Source organism: Clostridioides sp. ES-S-0005-03 (assembly GCF_020658455.1).
Lineage (GTDB): Bacteria > Bacillota > Clostridia > Peptostreptococcales > Peptostreptococcaceae > Clostridioides.
Genome location: NZ_JACVWI010000004.1, coordinates 146,440 through 168,718 on the forward strand (window position 1 = coordinate 146,440; position 22,279 = coordinate 168,718).

The 22,279-nt window shown below is 25.8% G+C and carries 18 protein-coding genes; 5 read left to right on the forward strand and 13 right to left on the reverse strand.

The annotated features are described in order from the left end of the window. Positions 1 to 132 precede the first annotated feature (132 nt). Positions 133 to 1,200, reverse strand: coding sequence for a CapA family protein (locus tag IC218_RS15830; RefSeq protein ID WP_227434597.1), 1,068 nt, complete (start codon positions 1,198 to 1,200; stop codon positions 133 to 135). Positions 1,201 to 1,484: 284 nt separating this feature from the next. Between IC218_RS15830 and IC218_RS15835 the strand changes: the two genes are divergently transcribed. Continuing rightward, on the forward strand, positions 1,485 to 1,655 hold the full coding sequence (locus tag IC218_RS15835) for a DUF362 domain-containing protein (RefSeq protein WP_009888017.1): 171 nt from the start codon (positions 1,485 to 1,487) through the stop codon (positions 1,653 to 1,655). A gap of 634 nt (positions 1,656 to 2,289) precedes the next feature. Here IC218_RS15835 and IC218_RS15840 read toward each other — a convergent pair. The 11 genes from IC218_RS15840 to IC218_RS15890 form a co-directional block, all read right to left on the reverse strand. Beyond that, a complete protein-coding gene (locus IC218_RS15840; protein WP_227824864.1) occupies positions 2,290 to 4,038 on the reverse strand; it encodes an ABC transporter ATP-binding protein in 1,749 nt (582 codons plus the stop codon). A 54-nt stretch (positions 4,039 to 4,092) separates the two neighbouring features. Continuing rightward, positions 4,093 to 5,109, reverse strand: coding sequence for a S8 family serine peptidase (locus tag IC218_RS15845; RefSeq protein WP_227824865.1), 1,017 nt, complete (start codon positions 5,107 to 5,109; stop codon positions 4,093 to 4,095). An 11-nt stretch (positions 5,110 to 5,120) separates the two neighbouring features. Further along, positions 5,121 to 5,786 carry an ABC transporter ATP-binding protein gene (locus IC218_RS15850; protein ID WP_227824866.1) on the reverse strand — a complete coding sequence of 222 codons (666 nt, stop codon included), beginning with the start codon at positions 5,784 to 5,786 and terminating at the stop codon, positions 5,121 to 5,123. A gap of 16 nt (positions 5,787 to 5,802) precedes the next feature. Further along, positions 5,803 to 8,376: an ABC transporter permease gene (locus tag IC218_RS15855; protein WP_227824867.1), complete on the reverse strand. Its 2,574-nt coding sequence runs from the start codon at positions 8,374 to 8,376 to the stop codon at positions 5,803 to 5,805. A gap of 107 nt (positions 8,377 to 8,483) precedes the next feature. Continuing rightward, the gene (locus IC218_RS15860; protein ID WP_153885192.1) at positions 8,484 to 8,648 is read right to left on the reverse strand and encodes a hypothetical protein; all 165 of its coding nucleotides are present in this window, start codon (positions 8,646 to 8,648) and stop codon (positions 8,484 to 8,486) included. A gap of 79 nt (positions 8,649 to 8,727) precedes the next feature. After that, entirely contained in the window at positions 8,728 to 9,747 is a 1,020-nt protein-coding gene (locus IC218_RS15865) for a radical SAM/SPASM domain-containing protein (RefSeq protein ID WP_227824868.1), read from the reverse strand. After that, a complete protein-coding gene (locus IC218_RS15870) occupies positions 9,737 to 10,981 on the reverse strand; it encodes a radical SAM/SPASM domain-containing protein (protein WP_227824869.1) in 1,245 nt (414 codons plus the stop codon). Before IC218_RS15870 ends, IC218_RS15865 begins: the two co-directional genes overlap by 11 nt. 927 nt (positions 10,982 to 11,908) lie before the next feature. Further along, positions 11,909 to 12,046, reverse strand: coding sequence for a LytTR family transcriptional regulator DNA-binding domain-containing protein (locus tag IC218_RS22275; protein WP_227824870.1), 138 nt, complete (start codon positions 12,044 to 12,046; stop codon positions 11,909 to 11,911). Positions 12,047 to 12,116: 70 nt separating this feature from the next. Beyond that, positions 12,117 to 12,266 carry a hypothetical protein gene (locus tag IC218_RS15880; RefSeq protein WP_227434588.1) on the reverse strand — a complete coding sequence of 50 codons (150 nt, stop codon included), beginning with the start codon at positions 12,264 to 12,266 and terminating at the stop codon, positions 12,117 to 12,119. 223 nt (positions 12,267 to 12,489) lie between these two features. Then, on the reverse strand, positions 12,490 to 13,020 hold the full coding sequence (locus IC218_RS15885; protein ID WP_413926674.1) for an FmdE family protein: 531 nt from the start codon (positions 13,018 to 13,020) through the stop codon (positions 12,490 to 12,492). Positions 13,021 to 13,167: 147 nt separating this feature from the next. After that, positions 13,168 to 13,800: a redox-sensing transcriptional repressor Rex gene (locus IC218_RS15890; protein ID WP_227434586.1), complete on the reverse strand. Its 633-nt coding sequence runs from the start codon at positions 13,798 to 13,800 to the stop codon at positions 13,168 to 13,170. A gap of 135 nt (positions 13,801 to 13,935) precedes the next feature. On the opposite strand from IC218_RS15890, the gene IC218_RS15895 reads away from it, so the two are divergent. Then, a complete protein-coding gene (locus IC218_RS15895; protein WP_227824871.1) occupies positions 13,936 to 15,849 on the forward strand; it encodes an ABC-F family ATP-binding cassette domain-containing protein in 1,914 nt (637 codons plus the stop codon). A 15-nt stretch (positions 15,850 to 15,864) separates the two neighbouring features. After that, complete coding sequence (locus IC218_RS15900) at positions 15,865 to 17,241, forward strand: MATE family efflux transporter (RefSeq protein WP_227434584.1); 1,377 nt, start codon at positions 15,865 to 15,867, stop codon at positions 17,239 to 17,241. Positions 17,242 to 17,390: 149 nt separating this feature from the next. Here IC218_RS15900 and IC218_RS15905 read toward each other — a convergent pair whose 3' ends face one another. Next, a complete protein-coding gene (locus IC218_RS15905) occupies positions 17,391 to 18,041 on the reverse strand; it encodes a Crp/Fnr family transcriptional regulator (RefSeq protein ID WP_227434583.1) in 651 nt (216 codons plus the stop codon). 612 nt (positions 18,042 to 18,653) lie between these two features. Between IC218_RS15905 and IC218_RS15910 the strand changes: the two genes are divergently transcribed. Next, entirely contained in the window at positions 18,654 to 20,666 is a 2,013-nt protein-coding gene (locus tag IC218_RS15910) for a sigma-54 interaction domain-containing protein (protein ID WP_227824872.1), read from the forward strand. A gap of 368 nt (positions 20,667 to 21,034) precedes the next feature. Further along, positions 21,035 to 22,255: a M20 metallopeptidase family protein gene (locus IC218_RS15915; RefSeq protein ID WP_227434582.1), complete on the forward strand. Its 1,221-nt coding sequence runs from the start codon at positions 21,035 to 21,037 to the stop codon at positions 22,253 to 22,255. Positions 22,256 to 22,279 lie beyond the last annotated feature (24 nt).

Sequence of the window (22,279 nt, forward strand, 5' to 3'; positions counted from 1 at the left end):
ATTTGATAGTATTATAGCAATTGACTATAATTTAACTATTAAAATCTACTTATTTAATACCACGTTTTCCCAACTTTAAAACAAAATATAAATTATTAAAATAAATATATATATTTATTTTTTTTTACACTTTTAATTATTTAAATCTTTACTTATTTTTTCTAGCTTATTTAAAACTCTACCTTTCTCACTTCCATCTAGTACTTTTGGTTGATAATTATTCCTAGAACTACTAGATGTTATTGCTGTTGGTATTATATTTGGCTCTTTAATTGAAGATAGTTTATTATCTGAGAAGGTAAAAGTTTGTTGATATATATAGCTATCTGTATCAGAAGGATTCTTATTTCCTCCAAAACAAAAATTTCCTAAACTGTAAGCTATATACTTATCTTTATACTTTTCTATACCTTGAACTACATGAGGATGAGAACCTATAACCAGGTCTGCACCCTTATCTATTGCATAATGAGCAAAATCTTTTTGTTTTTTATCTGGATAATATTCCAGTTCTATTCCCCAGTGAAAATAAACCATAACAACATCTGACTTCTCTTTTATGGCTTTAATATCATCTTCCATTTGTTTTAAGTTTTTTTCATTGTATTCAGTTGACAATCCATTATATCCCAATAAACCTACTTTAATTCCATTAACATCTATTACTGCGTCTTTACCTAAACCAAAATAATTTATCTTATTTTCATCCAGTATGAACTTTGTATCTTTCATACCTTCCTCAAAATAATCCTCTGAATGGTTATTTGCAACACTTACTGCTTCTACACTTCCAGACTTCAAAATGTTTATATATTCTGGTTTGCCTTTAAATGCAAACTTCTTCTCTTTCGCCTTTGATGCATTAGTAAGAGGACCTTCTAAATTAACTACTGTTAAATCATCTTTTTCAAATATAGATTTTACATTTTTAAGAAAATAATCATTATCTTTTCCTTGTCTTTCAAATTCATGGTCGAAACTACCATAGTATGATGAACCTTTATAGTTTCCCATAGTTACATCACCAGCAAAACTTATAGTTATATCTTGTTTTACAGGCTCTCTTTTTTGTTCTTCAACCTGACTTTGATTATTATTAGAATCTTTTTTAATGTTATTTTCCTTCTCAGAATTATTAGAACACCCTACTACAAATAACAATAAACTCATAATACATATGTAAACTAACTTATTTTTCATGTTAAATCTCCTTTAAAGCAACAAATTCTTAATAAAATATACTCTTTTAAAAGTATAACATTTTTAAATGTACTCCATACATAGCTTTTAAACTTTAATTTTATTTTTAAGGTAAACTTCTTTAAGATAAATAAAAATATAAGCAGATTAAACTTTATTGTAAAACTTTAAAATAAGAATATCATAATAAAGTTTTTGTTGTAGAATTAATTTAATTGTTATATTCAATAATATTTGTTATAATGTTATTGAATTACAATACATATAAAAGGGAGGATTTCAAAATGGCATATAAAATTACTGACGCTTGTATAAGCTGTGGTGCTTGTGAGGCTGAATGCCCTGTTAGCTGTATATCAGCTGGAGACGACGCATATGTTATAGATGCTGGTTCTTGTATAGACTGTGGTTCTTGTGCAGGCGCTTGTCCTGTAGATGCACCTCAACCAGAATAATAATTGGTTATTCATAAAGAGACTGGCTTAATTTGATTTTATCAATATTAATCAGTCTCTTTTATTTATAGCTTAATTGTATTTTATATTTTAGAATGATACTCTGATATATAAATAAATCAGTTTTAAATTATTCGTTAAATATGACTCATTTCTAAGCTATTAATTTTAATATCACCTATATACCATATTCTATTTCCACAAGTTATATCTTGTTTTGCATCAAAAAAATTCAAATATAATCTATGAATATTATTATAAGTTTCTTTACATATGTTTATTTCTCAAGTCCACAGGATTCTTATTTTCTACTTTTCTATAAATAGCATATAATATGGAGTTAAATATAAATCTAATATTTTTAAAAACTATTTTATATATTCAATACTCTTATACTTTACTTCTAAAAATATACACAGTACTCTCATTACTCAAAACCTGATTTTTTATTATTTTAAAATATTTTTTAGTTTATTTGTTTTAGTTTTTTCAATAAAAAGGCATTGAACAGATATGTTATTATTTAAATATGTGTATTATCACAAGCTTATCTATTACAGGATGCTTATTTTGTATACTAAAAAGAGAGGCTCTATTGCATGATCTTTAAAACCATTTTGGAGCACTCTCTTCTTTATCCAATACCACATTCATATTCTTGTTCATTTAAAAAACTATAATAATATTTTCCAGTATTTATAAGTTCCTCATGAGTTCCCTCCTCTACAGATTTTCCGTCCTTGATGACATATATCTTGTCTACATTTTTTATTGTCGATAGTCTATGTGCTATAATTATAGTTGTTTTATTTTTCAAAAACTCATTTATATTTTTTAATATATCTCTTTGTGATATATTGTCCAATGCTGATGTTGCTTCATCAAATATCAATATTTTAGAATTGCTTAGCAACGCTCTTGCAATAGATATTTTCTGTTTCTGTCCCCCAGATAGTTTTACACCTTTCTCTCCAACTATAGTTTCAAAACTATTCTCAAGGTTGCTTATAAAATCATACACATCGATTTTTTTACAGATATACTCTACATCGTTTTTAGATATATTTTTATTCCCTAAAGTTAAATTGTTGAAAATTGTATCATCAAATAATAGTAAGTCTTGAGTTATAACAGATATCTGTTTTCTTATATCCACTAAATTATAATCCTTTAAATCAACATCATCTACTTTTATACTTCCTTTATCAATATCCCAAAGTCTAAATATCAACCTAGCTATTGTAGATTTACCACATCCGCTAGATCCAACTAATGCAGTTGTTTTTCCATTTTTAAACTCTAAAGTTAGATTATCTATAGTCTTAATCTCATTATCATAGGAAAATTCAACATTCTTAAATTCGATATTGCCTACAAAATTTTCTTTACACCTATTTCCATTATTATTTTGTTTTATAATTACTGGTTCATCCAATGCATTAAATATCCTATCTATGGAGACTGATGCCTGTTGAATTCTAGTATTAGACTTAATTATACTTGTGCAAGGCATAATCAGCATACTTGTATATTGTTGAAATGCAATAAGTTCCCCTATACTCATTTCCCCCTTTATTATTTTTATTCCTCCATAACAATAAATTGATATTGTTATTAAACTGCTCAATATCATTGCTATTGAAATATTTGTTGAAATTATTGTATTGAGCCTTATCCATTTATCTACTATTCCTTTTTCTTTTTTTACATATGTTCTAAAAAACTTTAATACTGATTTTGATATCACTATATTCATCATATTAGAAACATATTCTTGAACTAAGTTTGACACATCTCCTGAATCTGTTCTTATTTCTTTTGTCTTAAGTGCTATTTTTTTTGTAAATTTCGATTGACTAAATATTATTACTATCTGAATTACTAAAACTATAAGTAATAAATCAAATCTAATATTAACTAAAAATACTAATGCCGAAAAAGCTGTTATAACATTTACAATCAAAGAAAATATCATTTCTATCCCAAAATTCTCAACTATAAATATGTCATTTTCTAATATGGTTAATATATTTCCAGATTTTATATTTGTGTAATAGTTGCCAGATAGTTTTGATAGATGTTTTAGTAGCTTTAATTTTAGATTTATTGTTATTCTTTTTTTCATCTTTGAATATATATATTGTAGAGCTATTTCAGATAATGCCACGGTTATCTTTATTACAGAAAATACTATAACAAGCTTTATCAGCAATTCTACATTCCCTACTTGTATAGCATCATCTAATATAATTTTTATCACTTGAGGAATTACTAAATCCAAAGCAGATATTGTCAATACGATAATAAATGCCATCATAATAACAACTCTATTATTTTTAAAAACCATTCTTAGAAATTTCTTTATATTTTTTTTATTTTTCAAAAGTTTACCTCCCAAGCATCTAAACATAACAAAACTTCATAAATAAAATATTATTCACACTTGTCCATTTATATTTAACTCAACAAGTTTTGTTAGAGTATGTACTGACACAAAGTCATATCTTGAGACATTTATGTATTCAATTTTTATATTAAATTTCTCTTCCATTTTTCTTATTACACTGAAACAATTATGATCATTTAAACCAACTCTATTACTAAACAAATTATAATCATATATATCTTCACTCTTATTATCTATTTTTAATACTTCTTTCAAAGTTTCCTTTACACTTTTTAAAATATAATTATTACTGTCATATGGTTCAACTTTATTATCATAATATCTTTTACTTGATAATAAGTCACTCTCAGACCATCTATTTTTTAATGCTAAAGATTCAAGTTCTTCATTCAAACCTTCCAATTCTATTTTGGGATATTTTGACATAACCTTAGCTATTTTTCCTGTTAATCTAGCTGTAGCTTGGCTGTTGCTTTTCCCAAATAATTGATATGAGTTATTTAAACTACAACTTAAATAAGAATTGTTGTCTATTACACATTGTATGTCATAATCCTTATTGTACCAAAATGAATCCTTATTCTCTAAGATAAATCCTTTTACTCCTATTACATTATCAAATATACATGGATAACTTGATTTATATCTATTTGCAAGTGAGCTTACTATTATTTTCCCATTTAAAAATAATTCTTTACATATACTATATAAATCACTTTGAAATTTATTTTCCTTTATTGATAAGCTTAAATTTATCAACCTTATATCTGTTTTCAATATAAATTTTAATGCTTCTTCAAGAACTTGTATATTGCTTCTTCCTTGACTATCCAATATTTTAATTGCAAATATATCTATATCTTTAAATTCTTTTTTTATTAGAGATGCACAAGCACTCCCATGACCATTATCATCACTGTATTCATCTCCAATTAATATATTTTTATCATTTAATATAAATGACCTTCCTCCAATTATATTTTCTTTTAAATAGTCATGTTTAATATCTATTCCAGTATCTAATATTGCTACTTTCACTCTGCTCATTGTAAAATCACCTATTCTTTTATTTTCCCATCAATTATAGAAATAACTCTATCTGAAATTTTGGCAATATTATTATCATGAGTTACAAGAAGTAATGTTTTATTAAGCCTTTTAGTAGACATCTTTAAAAGATCTATAACTATATCGCTATTTTTACTGTCTAGATTTCCTGTAGGTTCATCTGCTAATATAATGCTTGGAGATGTAGATAATGCTCGTCCTATAGCAACTCTTTGCTGTTGACCCCCAGATAACTGACTTGGAAGGTATTTCCTCTTATCTTTAAGCCCAAGCATATCTATTAATTCGTTTATATAATTCTCATCAACTTTTTCTTTTCCCATTAACAGTGGAAGTTTAATATTTTCTTCAACTGTAAGTATTGGGATTAGATTATACTGTTGAAATACAAAACCAATTTTTTTCCTTCTATATTCTGACATAGTTATATCTGAAAATATATTTATATCCTTATTATCAACAATTATTTTTCCAGAAGTAGCTCTCTCAATACCTCCTAATAAATAAAGCAATGTGCTTTTTCCACTTCCACTTGGACCCATTATTGATACAAATTCGCCTTTATCAATTTCAATATTTATATTTCTTAGAACTTCAACTCTTGATTCCTTTCTCCCATATATCTTGCACAAGTCTATTGTTTTTAATATATTCATTTTTCCTCCTGTAACTTTATTCTACTCCATTTATACATTCAACCACACGTTTGCTTTTAATTTGCTTGAATTGCAAATGAGCAGTTACAGCTCCTATAATTATATTTACTGCTGTAATTAATATATAATCCCAATATAGTAGGCTAAATTCTATTCCTAAACTTGATACTCCACTATTGAGATATATTCTTTTCTGCAAAATACATGATAATATAACGGTAACTAAACTTGACAATACTCCATAAGATATACCTTCATATACTATCATTTTATTTAAAATCTTTTGATTTGCTCCTATTGCTATTAATATTCCAAATTCATTGATTCTTGAGATTATGCTATATCCTATATTATTTATCACATTTATAATAGTAATTATAAAAATTATAAATACTATTCCTGTATTATAAATTTTGATTTTTTTATTTAATATCTCAACATCTTGTTTCTGCTTCACTATATTTGTCAATATTATTCTTTTAGCATTTGATTTTGATATGATTTTTGATATTTTATCTTCTATATTTTTATCATCTGCTCCTCTATCTAAGTTGATATTAACAGAATAATAATCATTTATACCTGTGCTAGCTTTAAATGTTTCCTGGTCGACAATAACATCCACGCTATTACTAGTTGTATTATACGCTTCATGCATATAATCATATGATACTATAGCTCCAACTTTAAATTGTTTATATACATATTCTGAATCGTAATCAGTTAATTTATAATACTTATCATCTACAATATTATCTTTCCTAAATTTTATACTAATTTCGTCACCAGGTTTTATATCTACAACACTTTTTCCATTTACTTGTGGAACAGGATTTTTTCCATTTATTTGAGGGATATATACAATAGCCAAATTATTTTCTTTAATTTTATTTATATCTATATTTCCTTCTATAATATAATCTTTCAATCTATTAAGAGCATTATCATTATATCCTCTAAAGTTGTTCTTTAAAATAGTCTCTTTTATTAATTTATCATTCATCAAATACTCTTTTTTAGGAGTATCTTTATTATAATAATTTAAATCATTAAAATAATCCTTATTCAAAATTTTTATATTATTCATTATTAACTTTGAATATGTAACTTGAGATGACTCTATATTTTTTACACCTTCAATTTTTTCTATCTCTTCTAAAATACTTTCATTTATTCCACTACTCTTATTATCATTGTATATATTCATCATAAAATCAGAATTCATATGTAAATTAGAAAAATAAACTGGATATCTCTTCTCTTTTAGATACCCATTATAGTTCAATAGAACAAACATAGTTCCACAAATACACATAGAAAGGATTATCATAAAAAAAGTTTTTTTATTTCTAAATATATTTTTAAGAGAAATTGCCTTAGAAAATTCTACAAACCTATTAAAGAAACTAAAACTAACAAAATTTCTTTCAAATACATTATCATTGCTTCTTCTTATCAAACTTATAATAGTATTGTTCATAATATTCCTACAAGTTAAAAAAGCTATTAATATTATAATAACTCCAATTGATAAGATTGATAAAATTATTATGTCTGCTGGAAAAATCAAGCCTATTTTTATGATTTCACCATTTAATATAAATTTTGTATTTATATTTTCACCTAATTTATAAAAAATTTTAGCTCCTAAATATCCTGTTATTATACCTATAGGTATCGAAATAAAATATAAAATTCTTAGTTCTTGTAATATAACTTTAAACATGCCATTTCTATTAGTTCCTATTGCTCTTAATACACCATATTCTCCCATTCTGTTATATATAGATATATTGAATATTCCATATATAACAATTCCACATATTAAACTTACTACTAAAACTATTTTAAACTTATTATAAATTTCTTTATTTTCTGATGTTTCTAAACCTATTAAATCATTATGAGGTCTGATATTTTCCTTAGGGATAGAATTTTCTTTTGCTATTTTATTTATTTCATTGTTTATATCAATATTATTTTTAAATGCTATATATGTATTTATTTTATCCATATTATACAAATCAAGTGGTAACATTAGTTCCATATTAGCAATTGCCTTATGACTCTCTCTATCTTTAATAATACCAACTATCTTGAATTTTTCTTTTTTAAATCCTTTTTTATCATCTTTAACTTTCAACTCAATTTCTTGATTAATGTCAGGCTTAATACTTAAATTTTTCAATACCCAACTTTCAGCAATCATTTCATTTTTTTTATTTGGAAATCTTCCTTTTATTATTTCGGAGTCGCTTTTTATATAATCTTCGTTTACTAAAGTGAGCTCAACTAATTGCTTTTCTTCTTTTGATGTTGAAGCATTGTATACTTTCAAACCCATGTTAGCTATATTAGCTTTATCTTCAATCCTTTTAATCTGTTTTTTATTCAAATCACTAAATATTACATGATAAATTCCTTGAGTATACCTCATATTTTGTATTTCTGCATATCTTGTTGTCTCTAATAAACTTCCGATACCAACAATGAGAGCTATAGAAAGTATCATGCTTAGTACTATTGATATAGATCTTTTTCTATACATTTTTATATATTTTTTACTTAAATTAAAACAATCTTTATTCATTCAGCATCATGTCCTCCTTATGTCTCATATAATTAATATCATTTTGCATTTGATAAAAGTAATCATCTTATATAAAGATGATTACTTTTGTCATTTAAAATTTAATTTTACCAATATTGACTTCCAAAATATGCTGGTTTATCGTCAGCTGTACAGTCATCCCAACAAGGTGCATAATAATTACCATCTGGATCTGCTTGTGTTGAGCAATCTCTACTTTGAGATAAAACTTCTACCTCTTGTTTGTCCTGTATTTTTTCTACCTTTAACATATACATTTCCCCCTTTTATAAATTTATAATTTATCTTAAAATACTATGTGTATTTCAAAATCATAGCTATCAAATTTATCTATATAAAGATATTTTTTATATTAAATTTATATCTCATTTTCTCCATAGCACATTGCATAGGAGGTGGTAAAAGATAATCTCCTGTAATTATTTTATTAATTATCTTACATCTAGCTCCATCACAGTACTGGTATAAATCGCATCCATTACACTCTGGATTTATCTTTTTAGAATAGCTCAATATTTTTTCTAGTTTATTTTCGTCCATCCCATCCTTCAAATTCCCTATACAAAATTCATTAATACCAACTGATAAAATACAAGGATATAAGTTTCCATCAGGATCTATATCAAAACCTGACCTTCCTCCAACACAACAGCTTTTTTTAAAGTGTAAATCTTTATCAAGTATACTGACCACTACATTTTCTTTGTGTTCTAAATATTCTTTCAATTTTTTAACTTGAGCTTGTAATATATATAATGATTCCTCATCCCAATTTTTATCAAATAAATTTGGAGCTGGCACTATACATTTAAAGCCACCTTCAATCAGAAATTTAACATCTTCATATAAAGTTCTAACACTTTTACTATCAAATGTAGTTCTTATTCTCATATTAGGAATATATTTAAGTATTTCATTTGCATTTCTTAATACTATATGATGAGTTCCATTCCCATTTTTAAACTGTCTGTTCATATCATGTGTTTCCCTAGCTCCATCAATGCTGAAAGTTATATTTTTAATATCTTTTATAATAAACTCTTTTATTTTTCTATTCATAATTGTTCCATTTGTAGTAGTTGCAAATGAAATATTTATACGGTTTTCATCCACTTGTCTTCTAAAACAATTTACTATATATTCAATTATTTCAAATGCTAAAAATGGTTCTCCTCCATGTATTGAAACTATTAATTCATTTGTATTTAATTTTTTAATGTAGTTCAACGTATAATTTATAGCCTTATCAATAACATTTTTAGACATGTATTTTTTAGCTTTATCCTGGCCCTCATAGCAATAATTACACTTCAAATTACAGTCATTAGTTACCCAAAATTTAACTATCACAACAAACCTTCTCTCCCCAAATTTCTTCAAATAATATTGGTCTGATTTTTTTACACCTTTTTTCAAAAACTCTTTCATTCTTAATTATTCTTTTAAATTCAGACATACAAGACCAGCAAAATAAACTAACTTCACAATTAATACAGTTTGATTGACTAATGTTATACAATTTGCTATTATCATATTTATTAGTTGTATCTTCTAAATTTTTGATTTCATTTAAATTACCTAGTCTATATTCTGACTTCATAAAAGATGGACAAGGATATATATCTCCATTGTATGTTATGAAAACTTCTCTTTTAGCTGCAGCGCAACTGAAAAATTTAATAGGTCTTCTGCTTTCTCTCTTTAAAAATTTGTCTGGAATCTTAAATTCTGAATCATTAGTTGTCAAAAATATTTCCTTACTATCTTTACCTCTTCCAATACTCATAAATCTTCTTATAATAGCTTTTGTTTTTAGTTTATCGCTTAATTCTCTGAACTTCTCTTCTATGTATTCATTTTTATCACCTGTTACTATAGATAAACTTATTTGATGAAATCCATTGTTTTGTAGAAGTTTTACACTTTCAATAACCTTGTTAAAAATACCTTTTCCTCTTATAATTGAACATGTTTTTTCATCATATCCATCTAAACTTATATCAATTTGAGATGCACATTCAGCTAATATTTCTACATTTTCATTATTTATAAGAGTCCCATTAGTTGATATTATTATTTTTCCTTTGTAATGATCTTTTAAATATTTTAATAGTTCTATGAAATCATTTCTAATCATAGGCTCCCCACCACTTAACATTATTCTTTCTGGATTCCATAAAATTAATTTGTCTAATATATCTTTCAATTCAGAAGTTGTTAAGTCTTCCTTTGTACTATTTTTCATACTATCTGCATCTATTCCACAATGGATACAATTTAAATTACATTTATGTGTCATCTCAACTGAAGCTATTTTATTAGTGAACTCTGGTTTATTTTTTCCATCATCAAGTATTCCCATAAAAATTAGCTTTTTATATAGATTTTCAATATAATTCTTGTCCTCATCATCATACAGATTTAATTTTAATTCTTCTAATGAGATTTTATTCTCTATAGATGAATCCAATATATTGAAAACTTCTTGTGATATCCTTATCCATTGACCAGTTTTTGTATTCCCTAATACAACTTTATTGTTATATATAATTTTTTTACTATACTGACTAAATTCATATGTCATAATATCACCCTTTCAATAATTTAAAATTTTTTAAACTTATAAATGTTTGTTGGTACTTTTGATTGATATAATGTCTAAGCACAAGTTGAATTTGCTGATAGAAATATAATTTTGCCACTGCTAATTTACCAATATTTCTTATATATCATATTTGATAATTTTTTCATACTTTAAAATTCTCCACATTACTTTAAATGCCTAAGATTAACATTATAAAAATCCACATTATTGCTGATGATATATAAAAAGAATATTTATAAATTCGCTTTATATTTATACCTACAATAATAAAAAATAAAGATACAACCAATACATAAGTGCAAATTTTACAATTCTCATCGTTTATTGAGTTATTATAAAGCAAAATAGATGTTATCTTTTCAGCACATAATTTAATATTTTTTCTTCTCAATTAAATTATTTTTATGCTTAAAAGATAACATCTATTATTAACTATTTCAATATCTATGCCCTAACAGGTCAATTTAAAGCCCCAACAGGTATTTTTCTACATATTTTTTAACAGATTTTTCTACACTGTTTATACCTATTCCATGTGCAAACTCTTTTTTTTATTTCTTTTTGTATACTATCATCATCTATTTTTTTACATGCTTCTATTGCATTGTCACTTATATTAGAAATATTAAACTAACAATAATTCTCATAAATAATTTTATATTTATAGAAGTACTTATAACATTTGACATGTTCACATAATTAAAAATAGCGCACAAAGACATAAGTATTAAAAAGGAAATTAGTACAAACATTTTGTTTTTCTAATGTAAAAAATTTCATCTAATAAAAATTTAAATACCAAACATTCTATTACTATTGTCAAAATATCTATTGTATTGTCAGAATAAGTCATTCTCTAACATAGCGTCTCCTCCAATACATAAGATAACTTATCTTTTAATTTCTTTAATTATGCTTACTTACAGGTATATTATCACTATAAATTGAAATCACACCTTTTTTTAAATACTCAATCTGCTTTAGATTGACTAAAAAGCTTTTATGACATCTAAAAAAATTATGAGTTTCTAATTCTAGCTCCATTTTCCAATACTTTTCCTAATCTTGTAGTCCTTATATCTAGTATGTATTGTTAAATTTTTTCTATCAATTTCTATGTATGTGTTATATCATTAATAAAAATTTTATTTATTTCTCCATTATTTGTAACTACTATAAATTTTTGCAAATTCTCTCTTATCTTTTTAAGACAATTTAAAAGATAAGTCTCTAGTTCATCATCACATATAACTATTTTATACATAAAAAGTTTCTCTCCCCTTATTTCAATCTATAAACTAATCTTAATAATAATTATGCACAAATTATATATACTTTTTTAAATTTAAGTTATTCTATATCATAAATATTTTTCAAAACAAAAATGCTATCTAATAACGTTAAAAATTTAAGTATCCATTTAAATTTTTTGCTTAATGTTAAAAATATAGCATCTTATCTTTTATACATAATTTTAAATTTTTTTATTAATCTTCTTCATAAAACCTTTCATATTTACTAAAACAATCAAGACATACTTTTTTTGTATTTTGAATTCTTATATATTGCTCAGGTGCAAACTCTCCACACACTTCACATTTAAGAGACTTAAATATTCTTGCCTTTTCTGGAAGTCTTAATTTTGTGTCTGTAATTTCAAATATATCTTCAAATTCACTTTCCAATAAGTATTTTTTATACCCTTCTCTATCCATATCAAATGGTTTTGACTTTACATATATTCTTATAGACTTTCCATTTTCCCTATTAAAAAAATGGTATACTGATTTCCCTGTCATTCTAAGCAGCAAATTCCCTTTACCCATTGTACAACTTAATACAACTTGTATACCATCTATTCCACATGCATCATTTTCAGAAATACATACAATTTCCTCATCTCCTGATTGTTTACATCCTAAATATTCTCTTGCTGCAAGTGCCGCTTTAAATCCTATAGCTAAACCTGGACATTCATGACCATGAAATTCAATTGCTTTTTTCCATAATTCCTCCACAAAACTCACGCTCCCTAATATTATTTATTTGCATACATTATTTAAACTTTTATCCTAATATTTTAAAAAGCCAGATGATTTAATATTAAATCTTCTGACTTTCTCAATACTCTTCATAGTTACTTATTATTAATATGTTTAAGTTGTCTACTTTCCTTCTTTCATCAAATATGATAAAGTAAATAAGCTTTCTGTTAGGTTTACATTTTCAACTATAACACCTTTCGGAACTTCTAAATCTAATGGTGCAAAATTCCATACACCTTTTATTCCAGCTTTTACAACTCTATTAATAACTTCTTGTGCTCCATTTTTAGGTATACATAATACAGCAATATCTATATCATTGTTTTTTATAAACTCTTCTAAAGTGTCTGAATCTAACACTTCAAATTCTCTTATCTTTAAACCTATCATTCTAGGATTTGCATCAAATAAAGCTTTTATCTCGAACCCAGCTTTTCTAAATCCTGCATAATTGGCTATAGCTTGTCCTAAGTTACCTGCTCCTACAAGAACTGCATTATATGGTCGGTCTAATCCAAGTATTTTACCTATCTCAGTATGAAGGGCCTCTACATTATAACCATACCCTTGTTGTCCAAATCCACCAAAGTTGTTCAAATCTTGTCTTATTTGAGAAGCAGTAAAACCTATTATATCACTCAATTCTTTAGAAGATATTCTTTGTATATCCCTATCTAATAAGTCTCCAAGATATCTATGATATTTTGGGAGCCTTCTTATAACTGCCATTGATATATTTTTATTTCCCAACATTTTCACCTCCTAAAAGTGTCCTCTTTTTTGTTTGATTCACAATAAAATATTTCTTTTTCAAAACTAATACATATAACCTTGATTATATTATATCAAAACATTATAATTTTAGATAGTTCAAGGAGGTAGAAATTTATGATTGTTTTGTCATGTAACAACTTAAATAAAAGTTTTGGTATAGATTCTATATTGGAAAATATTAGTTTTACAGTAAATGAAGGCGATAAAATTGGTATAATTGGCATTAATGGTACTGGAAAAACTACTTTATTTAAAATAATATCAGGAATTTATGGCTATGATAGTGGAGATATTTACACTTCTAAAGATTGTGAAATCGGATATTTAGAACAAAATACCAATTTTTATTCGGATAATACCATTTTAGAAGAAGTGTTGGAAGTTTTTAAAGATTTGATAGATATGGAGTCCTATTTAAGAGAATTGGAAGTTAAAATATCTGAGGAAAGCACAAAAACAAACTCTCCAATTTTAGAAAAAATCATGGATGAATATTCACATAAGTTGGAATTATTTTCAGATTTAAATGGATATGGATATAAGTCTGAAGCTAAGGGAGTTTTAAAAGGATTAGGATTTAGTGACAATGATATGGATAAACCAATAAGTATACTTTCTGGTGGTGAAAAAACTAGGGTTCTTTTAGGAAAATTACTTCTTAAAAAACCAACTTTATTATTACTTGACGAGCCTACTAACCACTTAGATTCTGAAGCAATAGAATGGTTAGAAGTATTTTTAAAACAATACAAAGGTACTGTTATGCTAATATCTCATGATAGATATTTCTTAGACCAAGCTGTAAATAGAATTTTTGAAATTCACAATAAAAGACTTAGAGTATATAATGGTAACTATTCTAAATTTGTTGAACTGTCTAAAATAGAAAAAGAACTAGAACTAAAAAAATTCGAAGACCAACAAAAAGAAATAAAAAAACAAGAAGAATCTATTGAAAGACTAAAGGCGTATGGTCGGGAAAAGCACCTAAAACGTGCAAGAAACAAAGAAAAAGCATTGGATAAAGTGGATGTTTTAGATAAGCCAGAAGCTTATAGAAAAAAAGCTCGTATACAATTTACTCCATCTGTTCAAAGTGGGAATGATGTCCTTCAAATTAGAGACGTCTCTATGGGATATGGAAAAAGAATACTTTTTAAAGATTTAAACTTAGACATATATAGAGGAGAGAAAGTTGCTCTCATAGGTGCAAATGGCATTGGTAAGTCTACATTATTTAAAATAATAACTAATGAGCTACAACCTATTAATGGTAATATTAAATTTGGAACTAATGTCCATGTTTCTTACTTCCATCAGGAACAAAAAACTCTTAATTTGGATAACACTATAATTGATGAAATTTGGGAAAACAATAATCATCTTACTCAAACCACTTTAAGAAATATGTTAGGAGCATTTTTATTTGTTGATGAAGAAGTTTTCAAGAAAATTTCTACATTAAGTGGTGGAGAAAGAGCTAGAGTGGCTATACTTAAACTTATATTATCAAATGCAAATTTCTTATTGTTAGATGAGCCTACTAACCATCTAGATATTGATTCTAAAGAGGTTCTTGAGGAAGCATTAACTAATTATGATGGTACTATATTTACAATATCACATGATAGATATTTTCTAAATACTGTTGTAGATAAGATTCTTGTTTTAGATGAAGATGGAGTTACTGAATATTTAGGTAACTATGATTATTATATTGATAAGAAAAGACAAGTTCAAGAAATGAGTATTGTTGAAGAGAAAGAAGAAAAAACAAGGACTCAAATAAAAGATGAAAAAAGAAAAGAAAGAGAGCAAAGAGAATCAGAAAAGAAAAATAGAATAAAAAGGCAAAGTATAGAAAAAGAAATTGAAAAACTAGAACTTAAAATTGAAGAATTAGATGTGCTATTGTGTCAAGAAGAAGTATACTCTAATCCTGAGAAAGCTAAAGAAGTCAGTCAAGAAAAAATCAGTTTAGAAAATGAACTTTCCTCTCTATATGATGAGTGGGAAGAGTTTATGTAAAAAGGAGAGGATTATTTGCAAGCATTGTTTTCTTTAAAGGATGAAAATAAAAGGTTTTACAAGATACTTCTATCTTTATGTATACCTATTATCATACAAAACTTAATTTCTACATCTGTAAATGTAATAGATACAGTTATGATAAGTAGTTTAGGTGAAGTATCTGTAGCTTCAGTTGGAGTTGCAAACCAATTTTTCTTTCTTTTTAATATGTCTCTGTCTGGTATTACAGGCGGGGCTGGAGTTTTTATTTCACAGTTTTATGGAAAAAAAGATATTAGTAATATAAGAAAGGTTACAGGTCTTACCTGTATATTAGCACTTGCTTTAAGCTTTGTATTTGTTATCCCTGCTCTACTAACACCAAAACCAATAATACACATATTTTCTTATGATTCAGAGGTTGTAAGACTTTGTATAGACTATTTTAGTATCGCAGTATTTAGTTATCCATTGATAGCTATAAGTACAGTGTTTAGTACTGGTTCTAGAGGTGTTAGGAATCCTAAGTTGGGTATGATTTGCAGTGCATTTGCTCTTGTAACAAATGTTATTTTAAATTATGGATTTATATTTGGTAATTTAGGGCTTCCTGCATTAGGCGTAAAAGGAGCTGCTTTAGCAACTGTAATTGCACGAATATGCGAATTAATTTTAATGCTTACTTATGTGTATTTTTATAAAAAAGACTATATATTAAAATTTGGGTTGAAAAATCTAAAGGCTATCGATAAGATTTTTATCAAATCTTTTTCATCAAAGAGTTTCCCTATATTTGTAAATGACTCTGCATGGGCAGTTGGAACTGTCCTGTATTCTGTTGCTTATTCAAGAGCAGGTACATCTGCTATAGCAGCAAGTCAAATAGCAACTAGTACAGGTAACTTCTTTATAATGACTGCTGTATGTATTGCATCTGGTGCATCTATTATGCTTGGTAATGAACTTGGTGCTGACCATATCAAAAGAGCCATTGAATATGCTAAGAAATTTTCTATACTAGTGTTTTTAGCTGGTTTAATACTTGGAGTTATTTTAATTTTAAATATCCCATTATTATTAAAGATGTTCAGTGTTTCTGATAGCTTGTCTTCTGATATAACTAAAATATTTTTTATAATGGGTATACTAATGGCTCTAAAATCATTTAATACATTAATTATAATTGGTATTTTGAGAAGTGGTGGAGATACTAAATATGCTCTATTTTTAGAATTAGGATGTATGTGGTTAGCTTCACTTCCTTTAACTTTTATAGCTGCATTCAAAGGTGCACCTATATTTATCCTTGTTCTACTCACTTACAGTGAAGAAGTTGTAAAATTTATATTTGGGGTACCTAGAGCATTATCTAAAAAATGGGCTATTAACATAGTTAAGGAAATTGATTAATAACAATAGTGTATTTTAGTAGTATATAATACTTTAAAATAGTATCACTGAAAACAGCTAAATTATTTCTAGTTTTCAGTGAAGCTATTTTTTATTTTTTATATAAATTATTATATTATATTTTAATTAAATAACAATAATATTAATAACTATTTATCTTCTAAAAATTCCTTTACTTCAAAGGCTAATCTATGTAATTTATCATAATTCAAAACTTCATATGTGCTATCTATTTTTTTAATTATACCCTTTTCAATTAAATTCAATAGGGAGTGGTATCTACTCTTTCTACTGATTGAATAAATTTCACTAAAGTTACGAATATGCTTTGCTTTACATATACTATGCTCTTGTTTTTTTAAGATACAATAAGCAATAACTTCTGTACAAGAAAATAATTCTCTTACCATTCTAGTTTTGTACAACTCATATATTCTTCTTGTACATTTACTGTGAAATAATTCAATAAAATCTCTTTTAAGGTATAACTCATCAAATACATCTTTTTTAAATCTAAATAATCTTATATTAGTTTTTGCAAATATATCACATTTCAAGTTATGTTCATATATATAACTAATTTTACCTATAAATTCATTTTCTGGCACAATATCAACAAGAAATTTATTTCCTCCTCTAGTGGAACATTCTACTAATGCAACTCCCTCTATTATAAAAAAGACTTCTTGCAAATCTTCATCTGATGCTACAAATCTTTGCCCTTTTTTATATTCAACAATGGATACTTGATTTAAATTATTTTTAATAATTGGGTATATGCTCGTCTCTTCTGCTTTCATTAAATTCTCCTTTTATGATATATTGTATAAAATATTCTATTTATATATTTTAATTTAGATTAATTTTTAACAAAAGATAATATAACAATTAAATTAATCTTGACAAATCTATTCTACTCAAGCAGAATAAACTTATACATATATATTTTCATATATTATTTATTTTAATATAATTCTATATTTATGAAATTGTATTATCAATAGAATTTGTTAAAATAAATTTTTTAGATGTATATTATAATTTAATCGAATAGAAATGAAAAATATACATACATTTTGAATTTTAAGCAACAATTAGGGGGATTTGGTGACAAGATTTAATTATAAGGAAGAAGGTTTCTATGTATGATTCTCAAAAAATCATATCTAGGCACCTTCTTTTTTGTATAAAACGCTATTAAATTTAAAAGGTTAGATATAAAGTTATTGATGTTATATAAAAAAGATATTAAAATTAAATTATTTTATAGTATTAATAATGTTTAATAGTTTAAGTATTAATATTATATAAGTTTTGTACAATTTTAGATACAATAAGATATATTGATTATGGAAATAACCTTCCTGTAAATATTATTAAAAACTATTTATTATATAAATAAGGAGAAATCAATGAAAAAATCAGTAGCTTTAGTAAATGATAGCAGAAAAGATTTAATAGATTTTTTGGAAAATAACTTAAAGTTAGTTTTTGGAGATTACATAAAAATTAACAGATACTTTATAGATGAAATAAATAATGATGATATTATAAATGATGATGTAATATTGGTAATGTCTGTAGAAAGATTAGACAAAATTATAAATAATATATTAGACAAGAAAAAAGTTATTGTAATAAGAAGAACTTTTAAGGAAGATAAAGTATATGATTTATTATCCTTACCACAAGGTACAAATGCTTTAATTGTAAATGATTCTGATGAAACTACTTTAGAGACTATAAGCTTATTTTATAAGATTGGAGTAACTAATATTAGACCAGTTCCATATATGAACGAAAATAATTATAAAGATATAAAGATAGCTATAACTCCAGGAGTTCCAGAAAAAGTCCCTAGTTCTATCTCAGATATTTTTGATTTAGGTCATAGATATATAGATATTTCTACCTTTATAGAAATAATAAACTTATTACAAATCGACTCAAAAGAAATACAATCTAATCTGGTTAAATACTCAGAAGAAATAATAAGTTTAGACACAGGTATAAAAGATAAATATAAAGAACTGTTTTTAAAGATAGAAGAATTAGATACAATATTGAACTTATCAAAAGATGGAATATTATTTACTTCAAAAGATGGTGTAATAAATACATATAATAGTAAAGTAAAAGACATCTTAAACATAAAAGAGGATATCTATGGTAAATATATTCAAGAAGTGTTTATAGATAGTTTAAAGGTTTTATTAAATGAAAAAGAGATATTGGACAAGGTTATTATATTTGATAAAAAGTATATAAATGTAAATAAAAAAAACATATACAATAAAGATGAAAAAATGGGTACATATTACAGTTTACAAGAAATAACATACATAAAAAAGCTGGAACAAAATTTAACTAAAAAATTAAGAGAAAAAGGGCAAATAGCGAAATATACATTCAAAGATATAAAAACAAATAGCCCAAAGATGCTTGAATGCATAGATTTAGCTAAAAAAGTTTCTAAATCTGATTTAAGTATACTTATTAGAGGTGAAAGTGGAACTGGTAAAGAACTCATAGCCCAATCTATACACAATAATTCAACTAGAAAAAATCAGCCATTTATAGCAGTAAATTGCGCAGCTGTTCCTGAAAACTTACTAGAAAGTCAGTTATTTGGATATGATAAAGGTACTTTTACTGGGGGGCTAAAAGAAGGAAAACAGGGATTATTTGAATTAGCAAATAATGGAACTATATTCTTAGATGAAATTGGCGACATGCCCTTAGAACTACAAACAAAGCTACTTAGAGTTCTCCAAGAAAAACAAATAATGCCTGTTGGTTCTCATAATATAATTAACATAGATGTTAGAATCATATCAGCTACTAATAAAAACCTAGAACAAATGATTGATAATAGTAGATTTAGAGAGGATTTATATTATAGATTAAATACAATTCCAATAAATATACTTCCTTTAAGGGAGAGAAAAGAAGATATCTTAATTATTATGGAAGATTTAATTAATAAAAAGTTATTGATTACACCAGAGGCAAAAGAACTTATACAAAACTATAAATGGAAAGGTAATATAAGAGAACTCCAAAATGTAACATCTTACTTAAATATTATGTGTGATGATATTGTACTTGAAAAGGACTTACCTCCAAACTTAAGGACTTTAGATAATAAGAATTCCCCATTAAAACTAAAGTATAATAAAAATGATATTTTAAATATACTAGAATTGTTGATTTTAAATAAAGAATCAGATGTTGGTATTGGTAGAGGACTAATTTTGCAAAGATTACTAGATAAAAATATTCAAATTACTGAAGGTAAAATAAAAAAAATATTTGAATATCTAAAAAAAGAAGAATTTATAATTTGTAATTCGGGAAGATATGGAAGTAAAATAACTCAAAAAGGAGAAATCTTTTATAGTAAATTAAAGTATGAAACTCTATAAGTTTATCAACTATTAAATAAAAAATCTATTAGGGAATAGTTTGTCTCCTTAGTAGATTTTTTTGTTTGCTAAATACATCAAAATTATAGTCTATTTTTATCTAATTAATAGGAATTAATAGGAATAGGATAAATAACAATTTTCCTATTTTTTTTATAAATACTCATATATAGTGCAATCTTTATCCAAAACAAAATTTTTTACTGAAAATTGCAATATAATATTTATTTTTCATACTTTTCATACAATGTAATGATTTTTTTTATTCAATATTTTTATAAAAAACAAAATTCTTAAGTAAAAAAACATGGCATAATAATTGCTTGACTATATTAACAAGACAATAAAAAGTAATTGGAGGAATAAAAATGCAACCAGCTTTAAAATTAAAAAATCAAGTTAAAGAATTAGAAAAAGATTTTGTAATAGAAAGTTGTAATTCTATAAAACCTTGGTTAATAGATGTTAGAAGAGAATTACATAGAATACCAGAATTAGCTCTTGAGGAAAATCTTACAAAACAAAAAGTCATTTCTTATTTAAAAGAAATAGGAATTGATTATATGGAATTTACAAAACACAATGGAATTATGGCATACATTTTAAAAGAAAATGCAGATAAAACTATTTGTATAAGAGCAGATATGGATGCGCTTCCTATAGAAGAAGAAAACGATATACCTTATAAATCAATACATAATGGAAAAATGCACGCTTGTGGTCATGATGCGCATACAACAATGTTACTTGGAGCATGCAAAGTACTCTATTCAATGAAAGATAATCTAAATGTAAATGTAAAATTTTTATTTCAACCAGCAGAAGAAGGTTTTGGTGGAGCAAAGTTCTTGGTTGAGGATGGGTGTTTAGAAAACCCTAAAGCTGATTATATATTTGGGCTTCATGTCATGCCACACATTAAAACAGGATTTATTGAAACGAAATACGACACATTAAATGCAAGTGTTGATACTATAGAAATAAGTGTTAAGGGTAAAAGAGCTCATGGTGCGTATCCTGAAAATGGTATTGATGCAATAGTCACAGCTTCACAAATTGTTACATCACTACAAACCATAATAAGTAGAAACCTAGAACCAAATAATGCTGCAGTTTTGACTATAGGCAAAATATATGGTGGTGATGCACATAATGTAATATGTGAAGATGTAAAATTAGAGGGTACATTGAGAACTTTAAATAGTGAGACAAGAGATTTTGTAATTAATAAGATTACTAAAATTGTTGAAGATACAGCATCTGCATTTGGATGTATTGGAACATTACACGTGAGCGATGAAAATTACCCTGCTGTTATAAATGAAAGGGAATTAGTAGATACTGTTATTTCAAGTACTAAGGAATTACTTGGAGAAGAAAAATTTATACTGAGAGCAAACCCTTCATTAGGTGGTGAAGATTTTTCTTTTTATACAGAACATTGCAAAGGAGCATTCTTCCATTTAGGGTGCAAAAACGAGGAAAAAGGACTGACTTCACCTCTTCATACCTCTAAATTTAATGTAGATGAGGATTGTCTTCCAATAGGAGTTATGATGCATGTAATGAATACTTTATATTTTAATTAATATGGTAATTAATAAAAGAATAGG